Genomic DNA, 24,860 nt, shown 5'->3' with positions numbered 1-24,860 from the left:
ATTAAGAGTATACCCAAGTAACTTGGGTATAACCCCAAAATGGCTTTTCATCGTCACGAATAGCTTGCACGCATTGGCTTCTTTTTAATGTGAGTTATTTCATATAGGCGGCAATTGTCGAATTTATGTTACAAAAAAAGGCCACATTTGTGACATCCAACAAACGTGTTAATGACATCACAACCGTGGCCTTAGACAACTGCAGCTCTTAGTCTAACTCGACATTTCTCGCTTTTGAGAGAGGTATTTAATCCAACTCTTCGATACAGAGCTTGATTCAATATTATCCGCCTGTTTGGCAAAGATTATCGCTTTCTCAACGTTATTCAGTTTGTAATGAGCGCGTACCTTGGCCAAGGCCACATCGGCACCGTGCTTATTGCCTGACACCTTATCCAATTCGGTAATCGCCTGTTGGTAATAACCTTGCTGCAGTAATAGCTGAGCAAGCTGCCACCGGTATTGGTTATCCAGCTTCGCCGCTTGCTGCCAAATAGCGATAGATTTATCCCACTCTTTGGCTATTTGCCAATATTGCGCCTGCAAAACCACCAGCTCAACATCAGACTCAGCCCCTTCTAGTTGCGAATACAGGATCGCGGCTCTTTCCGGTATACCGCGCTGGGCATAAAGCTGAGCGAGAGTTTTCAAATCTTGCTGAGAAAGCTCAACACCTTGTCTGCGCGCTAATGCTAATGTATCCAACGCAGATTTTGACTGCCCCAAGCGCAATTGAACACCGGCTGTCTGTTGCCACCAAACCAGTTTATTGGGTTCCAGCACAATCAACGCTTCTAGGGTCGGCAAGGCCGCCTTCCACTGTTGCAACTGAAGCTGAGCACCTAACTTGATAGTCAGTGGCTCAACACCCATTTCGCCAGCGTATTTGGCATAAGTATTTATCGCCGAAATCGTCTTTTTCCACTCAGAGATCTGGTAATGTGATTGAGCGATGCGTAACCACAACTCATCCGCCTTCTGATTTTCTGGGATATTTTCAGTTAATGCATAGTAATGCGGCAGTGCCTGCTTGAACTCCTCGCTTGATAGCAAAATATCCGCCAGCATACGCTGAGTGATCCAGGCTTGCTCATCCTGCAGCAATCCCGAATTAACGGCCTCTGTCAAACTCGATATTGCTTTCGTGATGTTATTCTGCTGCCAGTAAAACACACCCAGCATACGCTGCACGTAAGCTTTATCGTAATCACGGGATGGGGTTAATCCCTCCAGCAGCCCAATCGCTTCATCAAGTTTCTCATCTTGCTGAAGGTTATGAGCTCGCTGTACTCGACCTGCCGTGTACTGTGACAGTTCAGCAGATACCGCAGGTTCAGCAATCAGGCCCAGAGGAAGCGATAAAGCGGCAATTAATGTCAATTTTTTGATCATTTCTCTATCTTAAACTCCAATCTAACCGTTTGACCGACCTGAGCAATCGACTTGCCGTCAACAACCTTAGGCTGGTACTTCCATTTTCTTAACGCCCTCATCGCTTCGCGTTCAAACAAACGACGAGGCTTGGCATCAAGCACACTGACATCCGTTGGACGTCCTTGCGGATCAATGGTAAAGGACAATACAACATAACCTTCCGCGCCCTGCTTCATCGCGCGAGCCGGGTATTTAGGTTCAAAACGATACAAAGGCATCGCTTGCTGGTTCGCGCCAAAATCAGAAAACGTCGGTGCATTGATCGCCAAGCCAGATACAGAAGCATCTAGATTAAGGCTTGGCATTGACGGGCTAACCGTATTGGTCACGGCCTGATTCGATGCTTTAGGCATCGCCTTCGGTGGGGGTTCCGGTGTTTCAGGCTTCTCTGGCACGGTACGTTGACGGCGCTGTGCTTCACGCTCCTGCTCCACCATAACCATATCAAACGCTAGCAGTTGCTTTTCTGCTTCAGGCCGTTGATTGCCGTTATCTACCATCCACGCCATAAAAGTGAACAGACCTAAGGCCATCATGAAAGCCGCGGGAATTGCTATAAGTACACGCAGCATTAGCGCCTCTCCGCTGCCAACGCTATTTTCTGTACACCCGCTCCTTTAGCGGCATCCATCACTCTAACAACCGTACCGTTATAAGCATGTTCATCAGCTTGGATCACCAAGGATGCTTCAGGTTGTTCAAGCAACAGGTGCTCTAGCGTTGCCTGTACACGTTCGACATCAACAACACGTTTGTCGATGTACACGTCATTGGCTGAGGTGATAGCAATAAAGATACCCGCATCTTTTTGGCTGACAACATTACTGGCTTGCGGGCGATTAACTTCAACTCCGGATTCACGGACAAACGAGCTGGTTACAATGAAGAAAATCAACATGATAAATACAATATCCAACATAGACGTCAAGTCTACCTGGGCATCCTCACGAGCTGAAGAAGGACGACTCAGTCTCATTACTGACTCCTCAATAATTTTTCTAACTTAATTTCGCGCTTGTGGCAGGACTTGGATAAACGAGAATGCACAAACATTCCCGACAATGCAGCGACCATACCCGCCATTGTCGGTAACGTCGCTAAGGAAATCCCCGACGCCATCAACCTTGGTTGGCTACTGCCTTGAGTAGCCATCACATCAAATACCGAAATCATGCCGGTAACGGTGCCTAGCAGGCCTAGCATTGGACAAATTGCGACAAGGACCTTAATCAAATTAAGATTTTGATTCAGTGCAATATGTGCTTGGCTCAACCAACCATCTCGCATTGAGCGTGCATACCAAGATGAATGGTCATCCCTTAATTGCCATTTTTCCAGCCAAAGCTGGCGCTGTTTTGGGTAGGTAATGAGCAGGTACAACACCCGCTCTATCACTAAGATCCAACAAAACATCACTACCGCAGCCAGCCACCAGAGTACCTGACCGCCTTGGTTCATAAAGGTCTCAAGCGAAAATTTCCAAGCATCAAAGAATGAAGCTTGCACTAGCGGCACTTCATACAGATTGCTTTCCATTATGCGGTAATTCCTGATTTTTCAGCTTGCTCAGCGACTAGACTTATACCCTGTTTTTCTAGGATCGTACGGATAGTATCCGCCTGGGTGGTCAACATGTTATGGGCAAGAAGTAACGGCATCGCCGCGACCAGGCCCAGCACGGTTGTCACCAGCGCCATAGAAATACCACCAGCCATGACGGTTGGATCACCATTACCAAACTGGGTGATCACCTGGAAAGTCTCGATCATACCGGTAACCGTACCCAGTAGACCTAACATCGGAGCAAGGGCTGCGAGCAGTTTCAGCATAGAAAGCCCTTTCTCCAGACCTTGCTGTTCGTCTACAATCGCTTCAAGTAGACGAAGTTCAAGCGCTTCCACACTACGATTTTGCTCTTTGCTATAAACGTTAAGCACACGACCCAGTGGGTTATCACCTGGATTTCCCGGTACCTTAAGCTGCTTTTTGATCTGCTGGCGAATCGCGAACAGTTTAGCACCGCGGAATAAGCCGATACTCAGACCAATCGCCAGTAGGCCAAGGATGATCTTACCGACCACGCCGCCGTGTTCGATACGATCTTTCAGCGCGGGCGCATTGGCTAGCTGCTCAAGCATGATACCGCGAGATGGGTCAACCACCATTGCTTGAATACCACTGTGTTCAAGCTGCGAAAATTGATTGCTGATAGGACCATTTTGCGGCTGCTTTAGATAAGGTTTTGCCGTTTCTCGCTTACCATCCCATGCAAGGTACCCCTGTTCACCAATCAAGCCAAGGCTGCCTAAACGGTATGCATCAACATTGGCACGTTTACCCTGGCCATCGATAAACGGTACCGATACTGCACGTAATTCACGGCTCGCGGAGATCTGTTCTTCAAGCCCCTTCCATAGACCTTTCAATTCATCCAGCGAAGGCAGTGTTCTTGCTTCGACGATACTGTCGATAACTGTGCGATATTCGTTGCGGTCAACGCCGGTAACCGAGAAACCCATTTCAGCGTCGAGATCTTTAGCCGCCTGACGAACGACACCGAATAATTCCCCCAAGCTACCGGTTTCTAGTCGGAGTTGCTCTTCAAGCGTCGCCAGTTCGTTTTCGTTTTTGCTGAAAGTCGTACTTAGCTGGTCTGTTTCTGTTTGAAGCTGCTGACGTTGCTTGAGTAGCGCATCACGTTGCGCTTTAAACTGTTGCTCGGTCATCTTGAAACCCTGCTCACGCTCAACATTATGTTGCTGCTGAACCTTCATCTCTTGGCGGGTATCTTGAACCAATGCCGTATGAGTAGAAACAACTTGGGCAGAAACAACAGGGACTGAAAATAGGCACAATGCTGCCACTAACGCTTTGATTTTCATGTTACTTCGTCTCCACGTCAACTGAAACTGGCAAGGTAATTAGGCTTGGGGCTGCTTGCTTGGACGCAATGGCAAATGCCTTATTGATATCCGCAGCGTAGCTATGTTCAAGCGATTGCCATAGCGACTCTTTTTCATTCCAAGACCAATAGTGGGTACCGTCAAGGCTACGGGCAACAAGTGAAACACGGCCAAGGTAAAGCATATCCGCTTCAATCGCACCCGTTTCAAGGGCCATCGTCCCCTGATAGATGCCCATCTTGGTACCGTAATCAAGTTCGATTTGGTAGGCTTCTAGGATTCGGCGGTATTTTTCTGCATCACTGATATCTGCCTGAATCATCATTTTTTCAAGCTTTTCAATACGCGCAAGGCGCTGCTCTTTGCGAATAGGTTTATCCACTGCAACATTGTGTTTCAAACCATTCAGCATGCTGTACATCAGAGGTACCACACCTTGGCGGGTATCTTTAATTCCTTCAATTTGCTGATTAAGGCTGGCTTTTTCCTGGTTCTGGCTATCAACCAAATTGGCTAGGTGATCACGATAAACCTGCAAGTTCTGTACTTCTTCTTGCAGTTGCTCAATCTCGGCTTTCATCGATAGCGTCGACTCCGCGCTACGATCAATTTTTTCCTGACTACTCGCCGACGCTTTGTTCATCGAGCTTTCAAGATGTCGCGCTTCACCCAACGTACTGGCCTGGGCACCACCGATAAGGCCAAGCACCAGTAATGCTAGGCTAGTTTTCTTAATATTCATTTAAATTCAATGCACTAATAAAAATTAAAAATCTTCAAAAATGAAGGCTATACCAAAAACAAATATAATCACCGAGTGCTAGTCGGTGAGCAGGAATCAATATATATCAAATGAAAATCGATATCATTTGAATTTACATTAATTAATATAACAGCAAAGGGGAAAGCACGCGGCCCTCCCCCTTTATTAATCAATTAGTAACGTACTTGTAACGTCGCCATGTAGTTGCGGCCTTCACCTAGGGTTACGTTGGTATTATCACCGCCCATCATATAATCAGTATCAAATACATTCTCTACATTGAATCGAGCAATAAAGTCTAAGTTCTGATCATAATGGATGGTATGTGATACTCCCATATCTACACGTGTATATGCGTCTTTCTTAAACGTGTTGGCATCATCACCGTAGCGCTCACCGACGTATGTCAGACCAAGGTTAACATTGGTGTTGTTCTCAAACGCATATCGAGACCACACTGTCGCACCAAACTCTGGGACATCAGCTGGACGGTTACCTTGGTATTGTTCGTGGCTCTTGTATTCCGCATCAAGATACATCGCATTACCGTGCAGCGAGAAGCGCTCTGTCAGGTAGCCTTGCATAGCGAACTCAGCACCACGGTGTACTTGCTCACCGCCTTGTGTTTTGGTGTACGTACCGTCAGAGTTTTCAATATCAAGGGCGACATCTTCTAGCGCAATATCAAACACTGCACCGGTGACAAACAGGCGCTCGTCAAACAGTTCCCACTTGGTACCCATTTCATACTGCTTACCACTTCGAGGCTTCAGATGCTCGCCATCATTGCGATAAACTTTCCCTCGACCACTTGTTACTTCGCCTTGTGGTTCAAAGCTTTCAGAGTATGAGGCATAAATGGAACCATTACTTTGCGGGTGATAAATCACAGCCACTTTTGGTGTAATCGCATCTTCTACAAGATCGCTACCTTTGGTTTCTTCACGGTCATAACGTAATCCCGCTAACGCTTGCCACTGGTCATTGAACGTTACCATATCTTGGATATAGAAGCCGTAAGAGTCACGCTCCGTTGGATCCTTAGGGCCAGCATTTCTATAGCTCAAGCCATCTGGTTTCTCAAGTGGCTTGCCAACTTCAGCCGTAAGGCCTTTGATAGAATCGGTTTTGCCCAAATAGTAATAGCCCAACCAGTTAGCACCAACCAACAACTGATGATCAACACCAAGAGCAGAGAACTCACCAACAAAGTCTACGTAAGCCGTATCATACTGCCAGTCATCTAGGCGATCGTAGCCCTGGTAGTCAAATGTTCCGGTTTCTGGGTTGTAAGTTTCTGGCTTTGAAAAGCTTTCTGTATCGTGACGCAGGAAGTTCTGGTGGTTGTAGCTTGCTGACAGACGCCAAACATCATTAAGCTGTGCGACAACATCAACACCGTAGTTTTCGACATTGTTTTCAATTTCTGACCACTGGGCATCCCATGTGTGTTCACTCCCTAGAACAACGTTGCCGTCTTTAACGTATGCGCCTGAGTCTACACTGCCTTTATCACGAGTCTTGTCGTAATGCGCAGATACCGTCACATTGTCATTAACGTCATAATCAACAAACAATCCACCGACAAAACGCTCTGTCGATGCGGTGCTGCCATCGGTGTAGTGGCGCCAGTTGTCATAGGTCTGCTGGGAAACAACCGCACGGGCACGCAGTGTTTGCGCTTCATTCAGTGCCCCGCTTACATCAACAACGGTACGTGATTCATTGTCCGAACCGATATCCTGGCTCACGTTAACTTGTGTTTCGTAAGTCGGTTTCTTTGAAACCATATTGATCAGGCCACCCGGAGCAGACTTACCATACAGTAGGCCTGAAGGCCCTTTAACGACTTCCACTCGCTCTAATAGCTCGATTGGCTGACGATAATGAGACCAATGCTGCTTTCCGTCACGCAGGAAACCACTACCGCTCTGTATTTCAAAGCCACGCAAAGAATATGTCACACGGTTACGGGTTTTGTCGCCGATAGAAACACTCGAATCGTTCTGCAGCACTTCATCTAGTGAACTTGCACGCTGCTCGTCAATCAACTGCTCATCGATTACAGATACCTGGCCTGCGGTTTCAAGCTGGCTCGCTTCAATGCGCATAGCAGTAGTATTGGTATCAGCCTTGTAACCGTAGTCACGGCCTGTTACGACCATGTGCTCATCGACATCAGTTGTCGCTGTGTGCGCTTGGGCATAGACAACAGGTGCTGCTAGGATGGCACCAATAAGTAAAGTCAACTGACTCTTGTTAAACATATTCCGTTACTCCAAATCGTTTGAGATACAGCGCCCTGTTATTGATTTCTATTCGGCGTCTTTGTTGTACCCACATGCATTTTTGTGCTGGGAGGAATATAAGTGATAACAATTACCATTTGCAGTTAATTTACATTCTTTGCATTCGTAACGGCGTCTAAACTTACGTCAAGCCTGCACCTTGAGGTAACTTGGGTATAACGATGCAGCAAATGTGTCATTTTCATGGCAGGCAGGTATAATGCGATGTTTTTTTAAAATTATCGGTACATTTGAAGTGACAGAAGTAAACCTAGATAACGTTCGTCAGCAACTGACAGCCCTTAACCTAAATGCAGACAAAATGCGTATTGTCACCGTTTCTGCTATGGACGAGGATGTGCTTGAATCATGTACATCTGCTGAGGGTGAATGTTTTTACAACAGCTATATGAATGTCATCTACGGTAAAGGTGATCGCTACGTGCTTGGCTATCGCTGTGATGAAGAAGTGATTGATCATGCTATTATCCGTAAAGGTGATAAGTACTATGATCCAACTCTACAAGCTGAAGGCGACTTCAAAGAATATCAATACGCTATCATGACTGAATTCACCGTCTTCGACATGATGAAGCATGCCAAGAGCAATAAAGATTTTCCGCCTGATGTGAATTACATCTTTAGCAAAGCCGGTAAATTCAAGAACGTTATCAATACTGAACGTCTAAAGAAATAGCCCTAAGCCCGATGTATATCATCGGGCTTTTCTTACGCCTCTGGCAACTGAACCTTGACTCGAAATCCTCCAGAGTAATTTTCGGCACTCACGCTGCCATTCATAATGCTTACCGCTTCCTTTACAATGGCAAGCCCCAACCCGTAACCACCGGATTGCTTCTCCCGTGACGATTGTATTCGGGTAAACGGGTTAAATATCGACGCTAAATGTTTTGCTGATATGCCGTTTCCAGTATCTTCAACCCAGAGCTCAAGCCCAGCACCTTTCACTGCCCTGATTGACACGCTGATTTGTGCCTGCTCCCCTGCATACTTGATGGCATTACCGATCAAGTTATTCAATATTCGTAATGTCAGGCTGTTATCAACCAATGCTAGCTGTTCAACGTTATCACCGGTGAATCGTAGCGACTGCTTTCCGACTAAACTATCCTGCATCTTATCGACTTGCAGCACACAGAGAGTGGATAAATCCGTCGGGGCCAACCTTAGCTGGTAGCTGGCATTTTCAAGCCTGCTGTACTCAAGGATCTCACTAACCAACTCATTCATCTCGTTTGATTCCCGCTCTAGACGGTCTAACAAACAATGATGCTCTTGAGGTAGTTTTCTTCTAAGCAGATGTAATGCCAAATCGTGTCGCGCTAAAGGCGTTTTTAGCTCATGTGACACATCTCTGATCAGGCATTTTTGTTTTTCTGACAACGCATCTATTCGACGGGTCATATGGTCGAAGCTGTTAGCCAGCGAAGTAAACTCCGTCACTGTATCACCGACCTCATGACTGACCCTTACAGAGAAATCACCTTCGGCTAGACGATGGCTAGCGCCTTGAAGCTTATCAAGCGGCTTTTGTAAATACCTCGCTAGCAGCAGAGACAGCACCCCTAATATCAGGCCAGCGATTACAACCTTTATAATGGTGAAGTAATAGGTAAAGTAACGAGCTGGGTGATGATTATGGGGGAACTGTATAACTAACGTATGCCCAGTCTGCAGCGGAATCGCTATAATCGGCTGGTTAACCTCATTATCAAAGACAGTATCGATATCTCTGGCATATTGCAGTTTGAACGCAAAATGTGGGTGCATGTCGCGGCCACTAATCGCATACTGTTCATCGTTTAAGACAAATAGGTAGTACTTTTGTCCCCGCTCCCAATCAGCCAATTCATCCATATCACCTTCGTTAATATTCACTTCCGCTTGATAAGCCAACTCGACCATTTCCGTTTTGATCTTTTCAGGGATATGTAACAGCACCCTGATCATCGCGGCTTCAGCAAGATTTTGCAAAAGCAGAATAACAAATAGGCTAACGGCAAAGGAAGAATACAGTTTGAAGGCTAGACCGTCTCGATCGCCGAGACAAAAAGCAGACTTTATTTTATGAATAACAATACGACTCATTACTAATAACGTGGCATTTTTTGCTAGAGTAACATAAGCAACACACATTATTGAGTACTTTCGGGGCAAATCCCAAAATGAAGCAAACAAGGTAAGATTGCACCATATTTAACTAAATTCAGGTATCAAATTAACAAATTTAGTTTACACAACTGTCTTATTTACTAAGTATGATGTTTAATTACTTTTGATATATCGAAAAGTAATAGACACGTACATTTGCAAGGACGCAAGAGATGAAACGCTTCACTATGTTGATATGTTGTTTGTTCATTTGGGGCTGCAGCTCAGGGATAAACCTAAATGTCCCTGACAGTATCGCTAATACAACCGCAGCAAAAGGGTATCTTGCTGGAAGCCTTGGCGTTACGACAGAATGGCCATCCACCGGTGAAGGGATCATTACTACCCTGTTTATTCGTCCTGTTGGTCAATCAGAGCATATCCTTGTATCGACTCCCAATACGACAAAATCGGATTTTCAATCAAGTACAGACAAAGGCCAAATTTTTGTAACCGCATTGCCGGAAGGCCGATATGAAATCCATCAGGTGATATTCAAAGGGACGAATGGACGCAAGACTGTTCATTCGAAATCCAATGATAACCTCGGCATTTTCTTTAACGTAACCGCTGCCAGAGTCACTTATATCGGACAGTTCATCACCTCAAGCTTGGTTGCGAACAGTCGACTCTGGAATACCCCGTATCCCAGTGGTTTCGCTATCGTCCATCATAGTTATGCCGCAGAAAGGGATCAGCCGTTGATGGCTAAGCGCTTCCCTGCAATTCAAGCACTCAGTTTCTATAACGCCGAATTAGAAGGTTATGAAGCGAATAAACTCGCCTCTAAGGTTATTGATAATGACGTTGACTGACAGGTTACTGAAAAGGGATTTCGACCTGGATAAAAACATCTTCGAGGTTACGGTCCTCGTGCCAACGATAGTCAAACCTTAGCCTTGGTGATTGACCGTTTTCTCCGCCAATACCAAAACTCATTTGTAGGCCGTATTTTTTTATTAGTTCTTTGACTTCTTCCACGTCCAGAAAATCATCGTCAGCAAATTTATCAGGCATCCAAACACCCAATCCATAAAAGCTTGATGATACATTCGAAGATAAAAATGGGGAGTCGAGTTGTCGAGCCCAGTTATCCCAAAAGCTCTCTTTGGGTTGCTCTACCGTTCTCCATTCACTGATAACCGGTGCTGATGATGTCTCGATATGGCGATGAGTTTCATATATGTCAAGTGGAGAGCATTCAACGACAGAGTTACACATCGAAGTATTAAAATATATTGTTGAAAACAACAGTCCGGCAGATAAATTCAACACAATCATGATTACTACTTAAACGAACTCACCACAATATAACTAACACCCTAGAATGCTTACTTGGCATACCACTCATTATCACCAATCATTTTAGCAACTTTACGGGTTGTTAAATGTGATACTTCACGACTATTGACAATATGCTCACGAATTTGCGTACTGCGTACCTTCACTGTTTCAGGGCACGCAAGCACCTGCCAGCGCTGAGTAATCTCATCAGCTTTGTAGAATTTTCCAAAATTGAGAAAGTTATCCGGGCCAACGACAAACGTCAAATTTACCCCCGGGTAGATACCTTCAAAAGCTTCAAGCACCGCAAAAGTCGTGATTGCCTCATCACCTATTGCCATATCGCGTTCTAAGGTTGATAGTTCGAGGTTATCCTGCGCCAAGTCTTCGATGAAAGCTTCAACCAGATTACAACGGGCGTCATAGTCTAACATCTGCTTGCCCCAAGCATGGCTGTAGCTAGGAAGTAGAATAACTTTATCAAAATGCGTTAAACGTTCGATGACTGACTTATGGCCAAGACTCGGTGGGTTAAACGCACTACCGAAAATGGCAATTGATGCTGTCATGGCTGGAATGTCCTTTTTTTGTTCCGATTTACTGATTATTTTGCTTATTTAGCGTAAGAAGATTGATCCTTGAATAGAGTTATCGCATATTTTGCAAAAGGTTTAATGCATTTCATCATTTTTTTGCATTAAATAACGCTATATGGTTACAAACTGGGCAAGTCCCTGAGGATTGATTCATTATGGAACAGTTAATCCGCGATGAAATGCGCGTATTACCAGAAATTGATACGGACTTTGAAATTGAGCGTCGAATTGCGTTCATTCAGGAGAAACTCAAGCAATCAGGATGCAAATCACTGGTTTTGGGTATTAGCGGTGGGGTTGACTCAACCACACTAGGCCGACTTGCACAACTCGCCGTTGAAGGTTTGAATACTGCCGAGCAAACCAGTGACTATCAATTCATTGCCGTACGTTTACCTTATGGCGAGCAAAAAGATGAAGATGAGGCTCAGCTCGCATTGTCATTTATCAAGCCTAGCCATTCCGTTAGCGTAAACATCAAAGACGGCGTAGATGGTACCCATGCGAGTACTCTGTTGGCACTGGATGGTACCGGCCTGATTCCTGAGAGCCAAGGTGCTATCGACTTTGTGAAAGGAAATGTTAAAGCCCGTACCCGTATGATTGCACAATATGAAATTGCCGGCTTAGTCGGCGGACTTGTATTGGGTACAGACCACTCAGCAGAGAATATTACCGGGTTCTACACCAAATTTGGTGATGGTGCTTGCGATCTTGCTCCGTTATTTGGTCTAAACAAGCGCCAAGTTCGCCAAGTGGCAGCAAAACTGGGGGCACCTGAACAACTTGTTGTTAAAGTACCAACAGCAGATCTGGAAGAGCTTGCACCGCAAAAAGCAGACGAAGATGCACTAAATATCAGCTATGAGCAAATCGATGACTTCCTTGAGGGTAAAGCGATTGAGCCGTCAGTTGCCGATCGATTAGTTGGGATTTACAAAGCTACACAGCACAAGCGTCAACCGATCCCGACAATTTACGACGAAGAGTAAGTGACGTACTTGCCTCTCGCTTCGCCGTAGACTGAAAATGGAAAAAGGGCTCATTACTGAGCCCTTTTTTAAGATGCTTCAGAAAAGCGTAATAAGTTATCGAGCTCCCACCAAATCGCTTCACACAACCCCTTGCGGTATACGGCTTGCTTGAATGCATGGTGTTCTTCTTTATAAAGTTGATAGTAATGATGGTTACTATACAAACTCGCCCGTACATTTGCTAAGCGATCACAGGCTTTTACGATTAGTGCTACCCTCGCCGCTTCCTCAACTGTATCCAGTGTCGCCAACCGCTGATTAACATGATGTTTTCTATCTTGGCGGTTTTCTAACTTGTCATCTGTCATGTAGCTAACTGCATCAGCAACAAGAAAGCCAAAATCAGCGACCAGCTCATCTATTGATGTTTCAGTGTCTTCAAGTACATCATGCAGTTGCGCGACAATCATCGCATCAGTACCAAACGGGCTGGCTAAGCGAGATACAGCATCGAGATGGATATAATATGGAACGTCACCGTACAATTGATCTTTGTGTTTGGCTCGGGCCAAAGTACGTGCCTTGAGGTAACGGTTATTCATCCTTCCCTCCTTCATCTAAACCTGACAACGACCACCCCCAATCAAAATAAGGCCAAAATGAATACGAGGGCGTAATTTACTCTTTCAACATTAGATTTTACTCAATTGGGAATAAACAAATGAGATTTATTGCACGATTTGATGAAAAAACGGGCGCCAAATGGCACCCGTTTCAAATATTCGTTTCAGGGATAAGACAAATTATTCCTGATCGCTTTCCGACTCGGCTTTTTTCGCTTCAGCTTCACGGATTGCATTGGCGACCATCATGATCGCTTCACCACTGCTGATCCCTTGAGCCATCAGCTCATGGATCTTATCGGCTGCTTCTTGTTGCTGTGCGTGAGTCAGTGTCGGACCATTGTTAAACATAATTCATTTTACCCGAAATAATTGAGCACATAGTTTATTGACTTACGCTGATATTGTCACCTGTAATTTAACCCGGACGGCCATCTACACGTGCTCTAGATAAGATCGGGAAATAGGCAGTGGTGAAAATGGCAAAAGCCAACGCCCATAGCCCAGCAGAAATAATATATGCCTGAATAGTTAGCGTAGGTTGCAAGGCAATCAGTAATGTACGAGCAAGTGTCGCTAACACCAAAGCAACGAAGGCAACCACTATGATCGGTTTAATTTGCAATGCACGCCCAGTATGGCCCAACGATACACGGGCAATCATGGCTAGGATCATGCAGCCAATACCACCAACAGTAAGGGTATGGAGTGCGATGCTATAACTTACGCTCCCTAACGAATAGTGAAGAGCAAGTAGCAGCATCCCAATCGTCATGGCTAAATAGGCAAAGTGTAACAGCCATAGCAATGGTACACGAAACGTTGACAGACTGCGCCAACGTACAAAGCGAATGAGATGCATGATCCCAGTCACAGCGAGCAATGCAGGCAAAGTCACGTCAGAAATGTGGCTCGGTACAGGCAACAGCACATTAATCAGCAGCAACCAACTTGGCACCAGCGCCCCAAGTTCCAACCATTTTATCCGTGTAATTTGTTCCGTCTGCGTGCCACGCCAGGTGAAAAATGGGATCACCCTGCCACCGACGACAAGGACGATAACACTGATAACCATTACTGTAGCAAACGAGACTGCGCGTAATGGAATGTCACTTAGCCCCAAGGCAACGAAATGGAACAATCCGTTCAGCACCGTCATCAGTACAATCAGAGGTGCAAAAAACAAATTATTCCATTGCCGACGAATGATAATCGGATAGGCAAGAAACCCTGCAGCCAGAGGCATCCAAACCAAGTCCACAATCATCCAGGCGATGTTTGGCGTACTTGTAAACATACCCAGCCGAGCTGCAAGCCAAAATACAAAAATAACGGCAAGTTTCCAGCCCCTGACACCGGGGTTACCGGTCCAATTTTGAACAGCAGTCAGCAGGAACCCGATAATAATCGCACCCGTGAAGCCAAACAGCATTTCATGACTATGCCACCAAACAGGGTTGCTATACATATAGCTTGCCACTGAGACATTGCCAGCCCAGAAAAGCCCCCACAGTAACATCGAGACAACAGAGAGCATACTGGCAGCTAAGAAAAAAGGACGGAATGCTAAGCGAAACAAAGGGAGGATTTTTTGCTCTTTTTCGCTATCTAAAATTTGCATCATGGTTTCATCACCCACTTTAAACATGCATAAATAATACACCTTTAAAGTTGCAATGAAAATACATCTTTTATTATTAATTAAATGGCCCTAGAACAGCCATTAAAAATCAATAGTATAAAGCTAAGTCTACATTTCAGAATGTTCTACTGGTCTAGTGATACTTTGAATATCACGGATCGCTATTTCCCCCTGCCAGCGGCTATGAATGATACCGACACTCAACCAGTATCGTCCGTCAGGCAAATCAATATCTGGCAGTGTTGTTGGCAATTTGCCATCGACATTTTCCGTCCAGAGCGGAGTCCAAGACGTATCGTTGAGATCGTAGATATTCATTGAAAGCACAGGTGAAGGACAGGCTTTATCCGGCAAACCATTTCTTTCTATACGCCAATTCTGGCTATCAACCCACCCTATCCGCTGTTTAGCCAGAGGACGAGTTAGCAGCACCCAGGTCTTATAACTTTGTTCACCATCGGCACTGATGATCATCTGGTACAAACCTTCACTACTCGCCTTTTCTAGCCGCTTGGTTTCAATTGAAAAATAACCGCCTTTCCCCGTTTTTGGCGTTGCAGAAAGCACAGATTGCTCAGGCCATCGAATAAAATCGATGCTGGTGATCCGCTGCTCGGAGGTGCCAGTGATTGCCAAACGAGGCAGTACCTGGTTTTGGTTCTGCACCATTTCACGCTGAATTACCAAACTCGATAACCAGGGGGGTAATGCGGTTGCATCAAGGCTACGCCCACAGTCTTCAGTGATTGCAAGCTGAAGCAAATTATTAAGGTTATTTTGGTGTTCAATATTGGGTGACTGCTGCCAAGCTTGTACCATCGCGCCAAAGCTCTCGTTGGTTTTACCCTCGAGCAACTTTTGATGCGCCATGGTAAACACATCTTGTGACACAAACCAGTTGGCAAGTACATTCGGCGCCCAAAGCGCCGAATGCATAACCAGTAATAAACAGGAGGTAGAAAAGTTGGACATCCGGCTTACGCAGACTTCATGCGGTAACCGACACCACGCAGAGTCTCGATCTCAATACCAGGCAGTTTCTGACGCAGCTGTAGAATATGCGTATCCACAGTTCGCGTTGTTGGGTAATGATTGTATCCCCATACCTGATCAAGCAACTCATCGCGTGTAAATACACGTCCAGCGTTTTTAGCCAAGAATACTAACAGCTCAAATTCAGTCCGCGTCAATGTGACGGCGTCACCCGATTGGTTAACTTCCCGGCTATCCAAGTCAATCGTAATATCACCGACAGTCACGGTATTACTCGGCATCGCTTCAGGCGCACCAGAGCGCAGGTGAAGGCGAATTCTAGCCAACAGTTCTTCTTCGGCAAACGGCTTGGTAAGGTAATCTTTGGCACCCGAGTCGAGCCCAATGACTTTATCGGTAACAGAGACCATAGCGGTAAGCAGGATCACTGGCACATGTTTTATCTTCAACCAATCACTCAGGTAGCTGAGGGAGTCCCCTTCAGGCAACTGACGGTCAAGTACGACTAAATCGGCTTGAGCCCAGTGCTCAGCAACATTAGACGCACAATCAGCATAGAGGCAGTGGTAACCAGCCCCTCTCAAGCTCTCGAGTAAACCATCAGCAAGGTTGCGGTCATCTTCAACCAGAAGCAGAGTTTGATTCACACGGTATCTCCAATATAAAAGTTGTCGGAGGGCCAACTAACTTCATTCGCCCTCCCATTCTTCGGATCATCGATTCCACGATTGTCAGCCCAAGCCCTAGCCCGCGTTCGCTGACAAATGGCTTTCTTAATCGTGCCCAGTCTTTTTCACCGAGCTGACCGTTATCTGAAACGCTAACAATAAGTTTTCCGTTCGAATACGATGATGTTAATTTTACTGGCTTAACGCCATACTTATGGGCATTAGACAACAGGTTGTCGATACAAGTGCCCAACCAATATATATTTACATCTACAGGGCGATCCTCTGCGAGCTCAAGGGTGACTTCATACGGCTCACTCAGATACTCAACCCATTCATTAAACGAATCAACATGTTGTACACTGAGCTCTTGTTGGTTCGCCTGTAAGTAATCTTTACTTGCCTCTGCAAGTTGTCTTAAGCGACGAGAATCCTCGGTCAATCGCCTAAACTCATCATATAAGGTTTCTGGTAGTGCATCAAAATGTCTACGAAACCCTTCAACTGTCATCGCCAAACTTGCAATGGGTGTACGCAATTCATGTGTGAGAATTTGAAGGACCAACATTCGTTCCTGCATCGCCCTTCGACGGATACGCCATCGATAAAATCCCCAACCAAACAGCAAACTAATATTGATTACCAACAAGCTCACTAAAAGGTAGAAAGTCAGATGTGATTTGTCTTCTTCTTCCCAACAAATATTACCGTTTTTGAGTATACAGAAGCTGGTTGTATTCAAACGGGTGAAGTTCACATCAAACTGACTAAGGATCGGAGACCATTTGGGTTGGTCATATACATGATATTCGTTACCGTTACGGATCCATAGCTCACCATTAGATATGAATACTTCCGCACCAGCAATATATACCTGAATTTCATCCCGGCTCATCCGCTGCAACCGCCCCAAAACTGAGTTTGTCGGCGCTAAATCTCGCTCTTGAATATGAAGGAAATCCCCCAGCTTACCGACAAGATCCGGATGTTTAATCAAGTACCTTGACGCATAACTACCACCACCCGGATGAATATACCCGGCCCTCGCAAACCAACCGATCGGTAACACCGTGTTATTACAAATCGCACGAGTAAAAACCAACGGCTGAGTCAACAGCGGTGTAACAGGCCAAGGTCCTTTACAAGTCAATGAATTGTTATATAAGCGCTGCAAGGATTTCAGCGGGTACGTAGCCGACTGAGGTAACAACGAAGACGGTAGCAATAACTGCGTTGGAAACTGGCCCTGTAGCTTTCTGAAATCGTAAGTCGCGACTGAATCACTGGCTAATAGCTCCGCTCGAACGCCATTTAAGCGCTCGGGTAAGTTTTCTGCAAATGCGGAATTGGTGCCGACGACAAGCAGTGAGAACAGTAAGACGAATTTTTTCATACGTGAAGTCTATCACCCCGCTTTGCCAGTTTGTCAGGGTTTTGTCATTAGCCTGATGGATAAATGTGCATTCAAATCATGTAAACATTACCGATAGAAGAACGGCCTTTACACGTGAAAACTTAATTTTATCGCTATTTGGTTAATGCTAACAATCAATTATAGCGATTGAGCATACCAAAAGAGACCTCTGTTTACGCCAATATATAAAAAGGGAGCCCTTGGCTCCCCTTATCATATACAACAAATTATTACCGCTTTTAGGTTAGAGATGCTCAAGGATCTTATTACAAGATTCTTTTGCATCACCAAACAGCATCTGCGAGTTTTCTTTGAAGAACAATGGGTTCTGCACACCTGCATAGCCTGTGTTCATCGAACGCTTGAATACGATAACATGCTTTGAGTTCCATACTTCCAATACAGGCATACCTGCAATTGGACTGTTTGGATCTTCCATTGCTGCTGGGTTAACCGTATCGTTGGCACCGATCACCAAGACAACATCCGTTTCACCGAAGTCATCATTGATCTCGTCCATTTCCAGTACGATGTCATAGGGTACTTTTGCTTCAGCAAGCAGTACGTTCATATGACCCGGCAATCGGCCTGCAACAGGGTGAATGCCAAAACGTACATTTACACCCCTCTTGCGCAATTTGTCAGTGATTTCATGAACAGGATACTGTGCTTGAGCGACTGCCATACCATATCCAGGAGTGATAATGACAGAGCGTGCATCTTTCAGCATTTCCGCCACTTCTTCTGCAGACGCTTCTTGGTGTTCACCATGATCAACATCTTCAGTTGGTGCCGCACCATCACTACCGAATCCACCAGCGATAACACTGATAAATGAACGGTTCATCGCTTTACACATAATGTAAGACAGAATTGCACCAGAAGAACCAACCAATGCACCGGTAACAATCAACAAGTCATTAGCTAACATGAAACCTGCTGCTGCCGCTGCCCAACCCGAGTACGAGTTCAGCATTGAAACAACAACGGGCATATCCGCGCCACCAATAGAAGCAACCAAATGGTAACCAAAGGCAAAGGCGATCAATGTAACAACAATCAATGCGAACATCGAACCTTCAGCTTTAACAAACGCCAGCATTAGCAAGAATGACACAACAATTGCCGCAAGATTTAACTTGTGACGATGTGGCAACATGAGAGCTTTAGATGACATTGATCCACTTAGCTTACCGAAAGCCACAACAGAACCGGTAAATGTTACCGCACCAATGAACACACCAAGGAAGACTTCAACAAGGTGGATGTTTAACAGTGCACCTGTTAATTCACCGTGATCAAGGTAAGTATTGAAACCCACCAAAACTGCTGCCATACCCACAAAACTGTGAAGGATTGCCACCAGCTCAGGCATCTGGGTCATTTCAACTTTCTTAGCGTAGTAGATACCAATTGCGCCACCGATGATCATGGCAAGGATAACCCAGCCAGTTCCTTGAGCATCAGGGCCAAAGATTGTTGCGATTAAAGCGATTGCCATACCGGCAATACCGTAATAGTTACCAGCACGTGCAGTTTCTTGCTTAGAAAGACCCGCCAAAGACATGATAAATAGTACCGCAGCAACAATGTATGCCGCTTGTACGATTCCTGCAGACATGTGTTACTCCTTATTTATCTTTACGGAACATTTCAAGCATGCGCTTGGTAACGGTGAATCCACCGAAGATATTGATACTCGCGATTAAGACGGCAATAAACGAAAGGAAAGTGACGACTCCTATCCCTTGACCAATCTGTAACAATGCACCAACGATAATAATGCCTGAAATAGCATTAGTGACTGACATCAAGGGCGTATGAAGTGCATGGGTAACATTCCATACCACGTAATAGCCCACAACACAGGCCAAAACAAATACCGTAAAGTGAGAAAGGAACTCAGGGGGAGCATAGTTCGCTAACCAGCCAAAAGCGGCGATACCTGCAGCCATAAGGCCATATTTTTTCACTGGAGATGTAGGCTCTTCCACTTTCTCAACTGGGGCCTGAACCGGCTGAGCTTGCTGCTGGGGAGCAGCAGAGACTTTGATTGGTGGCGCCGGCCAGGTAATCTCGCCCTCTTTGATCACCGTGAGTCCGCGTAGCACTTCATCGTCAAAGTCGATATCAATGTTGCCGTCTTTTTCTTTGCATAAAAGCTTTACAAGGTTGACGAGGTTTGTGCCATACAGCTGAGATGATTGAGTCGGAAGACGACCTACCATGTCGGTATAACCAATGATCTTCACACCATTTGCGGTGGTGACAACTTTATCCGCCTCGGTGTACGCACAGTTACCGCCATTTGCCGCAGCAAGATCAACAACCACACTACCCGCCTTCATTGAATCTACCATTTCTTTGGTGATCAATTTAGGTGCAGGACGTCCAGGAATAAGAGCTGTCGTTATTATAATATCGACATCTTTGGCTTGTTCTGCGTACAAACGCTCAGCAGCCTTGTTGAACTCATCAGACATCTCTTTGGCATAGCCATCGCCCGTTGAAGTGTCTTCTTTGTAGTCCACTTCTAAGAACTCAGCACCCATTGATTCAACCTGTTCTTTTACCTCAGGTCGAACATCAAAGGCCCTAACAATCGCCCCCAAGCTTCCTGCAGCACCGATAGCAGCAAGACCTGCTACACCAGCACCCGCCACGAGCACTTTGGCAGGTGGTACTTTACCTGCTGCTGTAATCTGGCCAGTAAAGAAACGACCAAACTCATGCGCTGACTCAACAACAGCACGATATCCAGCAATGTTAGCCATTGAGCTCAACGCATCCAATGCCTGAGCACGCGAAATGCGAGGAACCGAGTCCATCGCCATCACATTAATATTTTTGGTAGACAGTTTATCGAGTAATTCTGCGTTTTGAGCAGGCCAAATGAAACTCACAATACTCGCGCCATCTTTCATGAGTTCGAACTCATCGACACCAGTATTTTCATTAACTTGAGGCGCATTAACCTTAAAAATCAAATCAGAAGACCATACCTCTTCGGTTGATACGATTGTCGCTCCTGCAGCTTCAAAAGCAGCATCGTCGAAACTTGCAAGAATACCCGCATTTGTCTCAACAGCGACGCTAAACCCCATTTTTAACAACTGTTCAACCGTTTTCGGCGTCGCAGCGACTCGCGTTTCATTGGCGAGTATTTCCTTAGGTACACCAATTTGCATTATTAATCCCTAAATTACGGCAAATAAGTAACAATTTTTTATCCAACCACGAACATAATATCAAGCAATTTGTAGTCGAAATACAAAATTAAATTACATAAGCGTTGTTATACATAACAAATGTTACCTTCTAACAGAAAGAAAATAACGTTTACAACACCTGGACAGAGGTCAAACCACAAATAAAATTAATAATGCATGCACTCAACAATGCATAAATCACTAACTTTTCTCAGTTTGACTTCATAAACATCCATTATCAGCAACCTGAATAGTGTTATTGTCGTTTAAAACAACAAGGAAATGAGGTTAGTCCGTTGAAGAGTATAAAAACAAACACCTTTCCCTGATGCGTGTTGCACTACATACCTTTGTTTCAGCTCTCCCTACCTATTGGGAATGCCTGCTAGTGGTAGAGGTTGCTAGCAGGCCAGAGAAAAAGTTAACCGAACATCTTGTCGCCAGTTTGATCGATAAACATCTTCGCCTTATTTATCATGAATGACTCAGCATCCGCTTTGGAAGATAACAGATCAGATCGGACAAATACGTGCGTTTTCACGTCATCGCCGAAGTCTTTGCAAATGCGACCTGCTATACGAAACTGTCCCCCTTCAGCCTTTGGTTCTGGGTAAATCAAATAACCGTCATAATCAATCGGCTCAACATCAGCAGTTTTCGTTTCTTGTTTACTAAATCCAAATAACTTTGAGAAAAATCCCACTTCAATTATCTCCAAAAATTGCTTTGATACAGTGACATGATGCCATAATCTAATAAAAAAAAATGAAAGCGACATTAAATTCTTAGAGATCTATTCCTTGAGCGCTTATCCTTCTGGCAAGCGCTTGCAGATTAACCATCACAACAGATTGTTTCATACAGCATTCAGATTAGCTTAGATAATCGTCTTTCCCGTTAAATCACGCCTCAATACATCACCAAGCATGAAAGCAAAAATCCGCAACCACCAAGATACAAAAAAGCGCTGGTTAACCAGCGCTTTAGTATACTTTTCTAACCGTTGTCCGTTAACTTAACGATACATACCAATATCTTTTTGAATGTGTACTGGTAGGTCACTAACATTGTATTGCTTGGGTGTTTCATTACGACCAAATACAATATCAAATGCGTGTGCAATCAATCCTTTGAAAGTTACCGCATAGGCTTTTTTGTCCATTGCGGTTGGGTTTGCGATGGTGTCAAAGTTCATTGCCTGTGCCATGATTGCCTCTCGTGAGTATTTTTAATCAACTGTGCTCAGTTTATGCTGATCAGATCGCAATCAAAAATGACAAAATTTCGCCAAAAAGATTAGTTTTTATAATGCGTTAACCAATTGTTAAGTCGACAGTGTTGCAGCTGAAAAACCATGTATTATTTATGAATAAACAAACATTAATTGAATAATTTTTGCTTATTGACCTATTCCCTTGCACATTCACGCCTTTTCCCGTAACAATAAATCAACACGCAGTTATTATGGAATTTTGCGATGCTGTTCTTTATCTCTAAACATTCATCGGTCTTACTTATAGTAGCAACCTTTACTGGTCTTTTATGGCCAGAGGCTTCACTGGCGGTCTTTCCTGCTTTACCTTATGTATTGTTCTTTCTCATGCTATTTACACTTATTGGCATCGAGCAAAAAACCTTATTGAAAGTGTTAAACAAGAAAAGCTGTTGGATTTACACGCTACTGCACAGCGTTGTGATGACGGTGATATCATGTTCGCTCGCGATTTTATTTAACGCTTCTGATTCTTTGCTCGTCGCCATTGCAGCCGTGTCAGCGACAGGGTCTTTATTTGCGACCCCCGCTATTGCTCGCTCTATTGGGCTCAATGCGTTGACAGCAATGGCAATGACCATTGCAACCACACTGTTAATGCCAGTTGTGCTATATATAAACCTGCTTATATTTCAACACGATGAGTTTTCATTGGACATGACTAGCTATCTCATACGCTTAATTGTTTTCATCGTCTGTCCTATGGCATGTTCTGCTTTGGTCTACCATTTTGTCCCTCGCCCAACCTTAACCCGTGTTCACAACAAGTTATCCCAATTCACCATTCTTTTGGTTTTTGCTTTTCCATTTGGCCTTGTTGGTCCATTAAGGGATGCTTTTAATAGCAATCCATCTCATGCGATAAACTACATCTTTATCTCTTTTTGTGTTTGCTTCTTATTTTTTATTTCCAGCCTTTTATTTTACCTACGCCAAGGTAAAGATATTGCACTGCTGGCAGCTATCACTTCATCAAATCGAAATGTACTATTAACTTTTACCGTTGCTGGTGCGTCTTTAGGTCCAGATTTTCTTATTCTACTGGGTGCGTTACAGATCCCGACTTACGCATTGCCTTTATTTGTAAGGTTGATAAACAACTACATTACAACTCGTCACCTTTCACCTCAAACCGACAACACAAAATAGCATTTGGTGCACGGTTGAATGCCTGATGTCAAAATTATCAAATAAATAGGTCTTATCGTCTTGCACGTATTTTTTCTTTTCCTTATAGTGCAAAAGAATTCTCAGGGCGGGGTGAAATTCCCCACCGGCGGTAGTCCTTAATAAGGAAAGCCCGCGAGCGCTTATTCCAATTATTTTCATGGGGTAAGGTCAGCAGATCTGGTCCAGACAGGCATTGCCTTCCATTCCAGAGCCGACGGTTATAGTCCGGATGAAAGAGGATCTCAGTACAGTACTTGTCTATCAAATGGACGAGGATCTTTTATGCAGTATCGCCACTTTTCAGTGACGCTGTATATCTTTTCTTGCCAGTTACTTGTGTGACTGTGCTTGCTGACTTTCCATGCCCTGATTCTGGTAATTTTTATTTTAGGAGTTCCTTACCATGAATCAGTCTCTACTTACCCCATTTGGCTCAGCGTTCGAACGTGTTGAAGCTGGTCTCGAAGCTATCCGCCAAGGTCATGGCGTACTGGTTGTTGACGATGAAGATCGTGAAAACGAAGGCGATATCATTTTTGCAGCAGAAACATTAACCAGCGAGCAGATGGCACTGATGATCCGTGAGTGTTCTGGTATTGTTTGCTTGTGCTTAACTGATGAGCGCGTTAAACAGCTTGAACTACCGATGATGGTTGAAAACAACACCAGTGCAAACCAAACAGGCTTCACCGTAACAATCGAAGCGGCCAAAGGTGTTACAACCGGAGTGTCAGCCGCGGATCGTGTAACGACGATTCAAGCAGCGATTGCTGATAATGCCGTCCCTGCTGACCTCAGTCGTCCTGGACACGTTTTCCCATTGAAAGCGAACCCAGAAGGCGTATTAGCTCGTCGCGGCCATACCGAAGCAACTGTCGATCTGATGCGCTTATCAGGAATGAAGCCTTTCGGTGTACTTTGTGAACTAACAAACCCCGACGGTACAATGGCGCGCCTGCCTGAAGTCATTGAGTTCGGCAAACGACACAACATGCCAGTGCTGACTATTGAAGATCTCGCGGCTTATCGTTTGGCGAAAGAAGTCGCCAACTCTGAATCCGTTGAGACGCTAACGGCTTAACCTAAAAGCACACATAAGTATCTTCTGAAATTGCCGAGCATTAACGATGCTCGGCAACATCATCTAATTCTTACATCCCTGCTGATGGCATGAAATGTATCAATACTCCCCATGCTGATACCCACCCCACTATCATCGCGACATCACCCCAGTCTTTATTCATCCATGACTCCAGATTAAATCAATTCTCATTCACAATGCATCGTAGATATATGCAACCCATCTTTGTGACCATAAGGGCGCGATAAGATTCCCCTGCCAAATATAATCTGTAACCAATATCTCATTATCAACAACGTCGTTTTTATGAAATAAAAAAATCCGGTAAGTGACCTACCGGATTTATAAAGTGTCTATGCTAAGTTGCCGAGCA

Annotated in this window: 25 protein-coding genes and 1 riboswitch; of the genes, 5 read left to right on the top strand and 20 right to left on the bottom strand. The window is 44.8% G+C overall.

What is annotated here, in order from left to right:
* Nucleotides 1-213 precede the first annotated feature (213 nt).
* The 7 genes from C9I99_RS03370 to C9I99_RS03340 form a co-directional block, all read right to left on the bottom strand.
* Nucleotides 214-1,392 (bottom strand): tetratricopeptide repeat protein, encoded by a 1,179-nt coding sequence (locus C9I99_RS03370; RefSeq protein WP_107347414.1) that lies wholly within the window; start codon nt 1,390-1,392, stop codon nt 214-216.
* On the bottom strand, nt 1,389-2,006 hold the full coding sequence (locus C9I99_RS03365) for an energy transducer TonB (protein WP_107347413.1): 618 nt from the start codon (nt 2,004-2,006) through the stop codon (nt 1,389-1,391). The genes C9I99_RS03370 and C9I99_RS03365 overlap by 4 nt, the downstream gene beginning before the upstream one ends.
* Nucleotides 2,006-2,410 (bottom strand): ExbD/TolR family protein, encoded by a 405-nt coding sequence (locus tag C9I99_RS03360; RefSeq protein ID WP_107347412.1) that lies wholly within the window; start codon nt 2,408-2,410, stop codon nt 2,006-2,008. Before C9I99_RS03360 ends, C9I99_RS03365 begins: the two co-directional genes overlap by 1 nt.
* Complete coding sequence (locus C9I99_RS03355) at nt 2,410-2,970, bottom strand: MotA/TolQ/ExbB proton channel family protein (RefSeq protein ID WP_107347411.1); 561 nt, start codon at nt 2,968-2,970, stop codon at nt 2,410-2,412. Before C9I99_RS03355 ends, C9I99_RS03360 begins: the two co-directional genes overlap by 1 nt.
* Entirely contained in the window at nt 2,970-4,316 is a 1,347-nt protein-coding gene (locus C9I99_RS03350) for a MotA/TolQ/ExbB proton channel family protein (RefSeq protein WP_107347410.1), read from the bottom strand. The genes C9I99_RS03355 and C9I99_RS03350 overlap by 1 nt, the downstream gene beginning before the upstream one ends.
* A gap of 1 nt (nt 4,317) precedes the next feature.
* A complete protein-coding gene (locus C9I99_RS03345; RefSeq protein ID WP_107347409.1) occupies nt 4,318-5,079 on the bottom strand; it encodes a DUF3450 domain-containing protein in 762 nt (253 codons plus the stop codon).
* A 194-nt stretch (nt 5,080-5,273) separates the two neighbouring features.
* A complete protein-coding gene (locus C9I99_RS03340; protein ID WP_107347408.1) occupies nt 5,274-7,367 on the bottom strand; it encodes a TonB-dependent siderophore receptor in 2,094 nt (697 codons plus the stop codon).
* Between the two features lie 241 nt (nt 7,368-7,608).
* Between C9I99_RS03340 and C9I99_RS03335 the strand changes: the two genes are divergently transcribed.
* Nucleotides 7,609-8,085, top strand: a complete 477-nt coding sequence (locus C9I99_RS03335) for a hypothetical protein (RefSeq protein ID WP_243734306.1) — start codon at nt 7,609-7,611, stop codon at nt 8,083-8,085.
* Nucleotides 8,086-8,117: 32 nt separating this feature from the next.
* On the opposite strand, the gene C9I99_RS03330 is transcribed toward C9I99_RS03335, so the two are convergent.
* Complete coding sequence (locus tag C9I99_RS03330; RefSeq protein ID WP_107347846.1) at nt 8,118-9,497, bottom strand: sensor histidine kinase; 1,380 nt, start codon at nt 9,495-9,497, stop codon at nt 8,118-8,120.
* A gap of 236 nt (nt 9,498-9,733) precedes the next feature.
* On the opposite strand from C9I99_RS03330, the gene C9I99_RS03325 reads away from it, so the two are divergent.
* Nucleotides 9,734-10,375 (top strand): hypothetical protein, encoded by a 642-nt coding sequence (locus tag C9I99_RS03325; protein WP_107347407.1) that lies wholly within the window; start codon nt 9,734-9,736, stop codon nt 10,373-10,375.
* A 4-nt stretch (nt 10,376-10,379) separates the two neighbouring features.
* Here the strand turns inward: C9I99_RS03325 and C9I99_RS03320 are convergent, their stop codons facing one another.
* Entirely contained in the window at nt 10,380-10,841 is a 462-nt protein-coding gene (locus C9I99_RS03320; protein WP_107347406.1) for a hypothetical protein, read from the bottom strand.
* A 50-nt stretch (nt 10,842-10,891) separates the two neighbouring features.
* Nucleotides 10,892-11,413 carry a nicotinate-nicotinamide nucleotide adenylyltransferase gene (locus C9I99_RS03315; protein ID WP_107347405.1) on the bottom strand — a complete coding sequence of 174 codons (522 nt, stop codon included), beginning with the start codon at nt 11,411-11,413 and terminating at the stop codon, nt 10,892-10,894.
* 182 nt (nt 11,414-11,595) lie between these two features.
* Here C9I99_RS03315 and nadE point away from each other — a divergent pair, with 182 nt between their 5' ends.
* Nucleotides 11,596-12,432, top strand: a complete 837-nt coding sequence (gene nadE / locus C9I99_RS03310; RefSeq protein ID WP_107347404.1) for an ammonia-dependent NAD(+) synthetase — start codon at nt 11,596-11,598, stop codon at nt 12,430-12,432.
* A 68-nt stretch (nt 12,433-12,500) separates the two neighbouring features.
* Here nadE and C9I99_RS03305 read toward each other — a convergent pair whose 3' ends face one another.
* From C9I99_RS03305 to C9I99_RS03260, 10 genes are all read right to left on the bottom strand, one after another.
* Nucleotides 12,501-13,016: an HD domain-containing protein gene (locus C9I99_RS03305; protein ID WP_107347403.1), complete on the bottom strand. Its 516-nt coding sequence runs from the start codon at nt 13,014-13,016 to the stop codon at nt 12,501-12,503.
* Between the two features lie 201 nt (nt 13,017-13,217).
* Complete coding sequence (locus tag C9I99_RS03300; RefSeq protein WP_107347402.1) at nt 13,218-13,388, bottom strand: YoaH family protein; 171 nt, start codon at nt 13,386-13,388, stop codon at nt 13,218-13,220.
* Nucleotides 13,389-13,455: 67 nt separating this feature from the next.
* Nucleotides 13,456-14,685 (bottom strand): NnrS family protein, encoded by a 1,230-nt coding sequence (locus C9I99_RS03295; RefSeq protein WP_243734305.1) that lies wholly within the window; start codon nt 14,683-14,685, stop codon nt 13,456-13,458.
* A gap of 102 nt (nt 14,686-14,787) precedes the next feature.
* On the bottom strand, nt 14,788-15,615 hold the full coding sequence (locus C9I99_RS03290) for a DUF2861 family protein (protein ID WP_275937909.1): 828 nt from the start codon (nt 15,613-15,615) through the stop codon (nt 14,788-14,790).
* Nucleotides 15,616-15,656: 41 nt separating this feature from the next.
* On the bottom strand, nt 15,657-16,319 hold the full coding sequence (locus tag C9I99_RS03285; protein ID WP_107347400.1) for a response regulator transcription factor: 663 nt from the start codon (nt 16,317-16,319) through the stop codon (nt 15,657-15,659).
* Nucleotides 16,294-17,733 (bottom strand): sensor histidine kinase VxrA, encoded by a 1,440-nt coding sequence (gene vxrA / locus C9I99_RS03280; protein ID WP_107347399.1) that lies wholly within the window; start codon nt 17,731-17,733, stop codon nt 16,294-16,296. The genes C9I99_RS03285 and vxrA overlap by 26 nt, the downstream gene beginning before the upstream one ends.
* Before the next feature lie 265 nt (nt 17,734-17,998).
* The gene (pntB, locus tag C9I99_RS03275; RefSeq protein ID WP_107347398.1) at nt 17,999-19,375 is read right to left on the bottom strand and encodes a Re/Si-specific NAD(P)(+) transhydrogenase subunit beta; all 1,377 of its coding nucleotides are present in this window, start codon (nt 19,373-19,375) and stop codon (nt 17,999-18,001) included.
* A 10-nt stretch (nt 19,376-19,385) separates the two neighbouring features.
* Nucleotides 19,386-20,942: a Re/Si-specific NAD(P)(+) transhydrogenase subunit alpha gene (gene pntA / locus C9I99_RS03270; protein WP_107347397.1), complete on the bottom strand. Its 1,557-nt coding sequence runs from the start codon at nt 20,940-20,942 to the stop codon at nt 19,386-19,388.
* A 442-nt stretch (nt 20,943-21,384) separates the two neighbouring features.
* The gene (locus C9I99_RS03265; protein ID WP_107347844.1) at nt 21,385-21,666 is read right to left on the bottom strand and encodes an HlyU family transcriptional regulator; all 282 of its coding nucleotides are present in this window, start codon (nt 21,664-21,666) and stop codon (nt 21,385-21,387) included.
* A 312-nt stretch (nt 21,667-21,978) separates the two neighbouring features.
* The gene (locus C9I99_RS03260; RefSeq protein WP_107347396.1) at nt 21,979-22,170 is read right to left on the bottom strand and encodes a hypothetical protein; all 192 of its coding nucleotides are present in this window, start codon (nt 22,168-22,170) and stop codon (nt 21,979-21,981) included.
* A gap of 270 nt (nt 22,171-22,440) precedes the next feature.
* On the opposite strand from C9I99_RS03260, the gene C9I99_RS03255 reads away from it, so the two are divergent.
* Nucleotides 22,441-23,385 (top strand): hypothetical protein, encoded by a 945-nt coding sequence (locus tag C9I99_RS03255; protein ID WP_107347395.1) that lies wholly within the window; start codon nt 22,441-22,443, stop codon nt 23,383-23,385.
* Nucleotides 23,386-23,478: 93 nt separating this feature from the next.
* Nucleotides 23,479-23,651: riboswitch (FMN riboswitch) on the top strand.
* Nucleotides 23,652-23,809: 158 nt separating this feature from the next.
* Entirely contained in the window at nt 23,810-24,487 is a 678-nt protein-coding gene (gene ribB, locus C9I99_RS03250; RefSeq protein WP_107347394.1) for a 3,4-dihydroxy-2-butanone-4-phosphate synthase, read from the top strand.
* The last annotated feature ends 373 nt before the right edge of the window (nt 24,488-24,860 follow it).

Source organism: Photobacterium lutimaris, assembly GCF_003025555.1.
In the GTDB taxonomy this organism is placed as follows: Bacteria; Pseudomonadota; Gammaproteobacteria; order Enterobacterales; family Vibrionaceae; genus Photobacterium; species Photobacterium lutimaris.
The sequence above is the reverse complement of the archived record's forward strand: the minus strand, read 5'-3'. Positions and strand labels throughout refer to the sequence as shown.

Excerpts from the sequence above, each read along its gene's own strand:
- C9I99_RS03365 (WP_107347413.1), bottom strand. The coding sequence starts at position 2,006 with ATGCTGCGTGTACTTATAGCAATTCCCGCGGCTTTCATGATGGCCTTA.
- pntA (WP_107347397.1), bottom strand. The coding sequence starts at position 20,942 with ATGCAAATTGGTGTACCTAAGGAAATACTCGCCAATGAAACGCGAGTC.
- C9I99_RS03305 (WP_107347403.1), bottom strand. The coding sequence starts at position 13,016 with ATGAATAACCGTTACCTCAAGGCACGTACTTTGGCCCGAGCCAAACAC.
- C9I99_RS03295 (WP_243734305.1), bottom strand. The coding sequence starts at position 14,685 with ATGTTTAAAGTGGGTGATGAAACCATGATGCAAATTTTAGATAGCGAA.
- C9I99_RS03330 (WP_107347846.1), bottom strand. The coding sequence starts at position 9,497 with ATGAGTCGTATTGTTATTCATAAAATAAAGTCTGCTTTTTGTCTCGGC.
- C9I99_RS03350 (WP_107347410.1), bottom strand. The coding sequence starts at position 4,316 with ATGAAAATCAAAGCGTTAGTGGCAGCATTGTGCCTATTTTCAGTCCCT.
- pntB (WP_107347398.1), bottom strand. The coding sequence starts at position 19,375 with ATGTCTGCAGGAATCGTACAAGCGGCATACATTGTTGCTGCGGTACTA.
- C9I99_RS03355 (WP_107347411.1), bottom strand. The coding sequence starts at position 2,970 with ATGGAAAGCAATCTGTATGAAGTGCCGCTAGTGCAAGCTTCATTCTTT.
- C9I99_RS03370 (WP_107347414.1), bottom strand. The coding sequence starts at position 1,392 with ATGATCAAAAAATTGACATTAATTGCCGCTTTATCGCTTCCTCTGGGC.
- nadE (WP_107347404.1), top strand. The coding sequence starts at position 11,596 with ATGGAACAGTTAATCCGCGATGAAATGCGCGTATTACCAGAAATTGAT.
- C9I99_RS03345 (WP_107347409.1), bottom strand. The coding sequence starts at position 5,079 with ATGAATATTAAGAAAACTAGCCTAGCATTACTGGTGCTTGGCCTTATC.
- C9I99_RS03290 (WP_275937909.1), bottom strand. The coding sequence starts at position 15,615 with ATGCATTCGGCGCTTTGGGCGCCGAATGTACTTGCCAACTGGTTTGTG.
- C9I99_RS03315 (WP_107347405.1), bottom strand. The coding sequence starts at position 11,413 with ATGACAGCATCAATTGCCATTTTCGGTAGTGCGTTTAACCCACCGAGT.
- C9I99_RS03260 (WP_107347396.1), bottom strand. The coding sequence starts at position 22,170 with ATGGCACAGGCAATGAACTTTGACACCATCGCAAACCCAACCGCAATG.
- C9I99_RS03325 (WP_107347407.1), top strand. The coding sequence starts at position 9,734 with ATGAAACGCTTCACTATGTTGATATGTTGTTTGTTCATTTGGGGCTGC.
- C9I99_RS03300 (WP_107347402.1), bottom strand. The coding sequence starts at position 13,388 with ATGTTTAACAATGGTCCGACACTGACTCACGCACAGCAACAAGAAGCA.
- ribB (WP_107347394.1), top strand. The coding sequence starts at position 23,810 with ATGAATCAGTCTCTACTTACCCCATTTGGCTCAGCGTTCGAACGTGTT.
- C9I99_RS03360 (WP_107347412.1), bottom strand. The coding sequence starts at position 2,410 with ATGAGACTGAGTCGTCCTTCTTCAGCTCGTGAGGATGCCCAGGTAGAC.
- C9I99_RS03335 (WP_243734306.1), top strand. The coding sequence starts at position 7,609 with ATGCGATGTTTTTTTAAAATTATCGGTACATTTGAAGTGACAGAAGTA.
- C9I99_RS03255 (WP_107347395.1), top strand. The coding sequence starts at position 22,441 with ATGCTGTTCTTTATCTCTAAACATTCATCGGTCTTACTTATAGTAGCA.
- vxrA (WP_107347399.1), bottom strand. The coding sequence starts at position 17,733 with ATGAAAAAATTCGTCTTACTGTTCTCACTGCTTGTCGTCGGCACCAAT.
- C9I99_RS03340 (WP_107347408.1), bottom strand. The coding sequence starts at position 7,367 with ATGTTTAACAAGAGTCAGTTGACTTTACTTATTGGTGCCATCCTAGCA.
- C9I99_RS03320 (WP_107347406.1), bottom strand. The coding sequence starts at position 10,841 with ATGATTGTGTTGAATTTATCTGCCGGACTGTTGTTTTCAACAATATAT.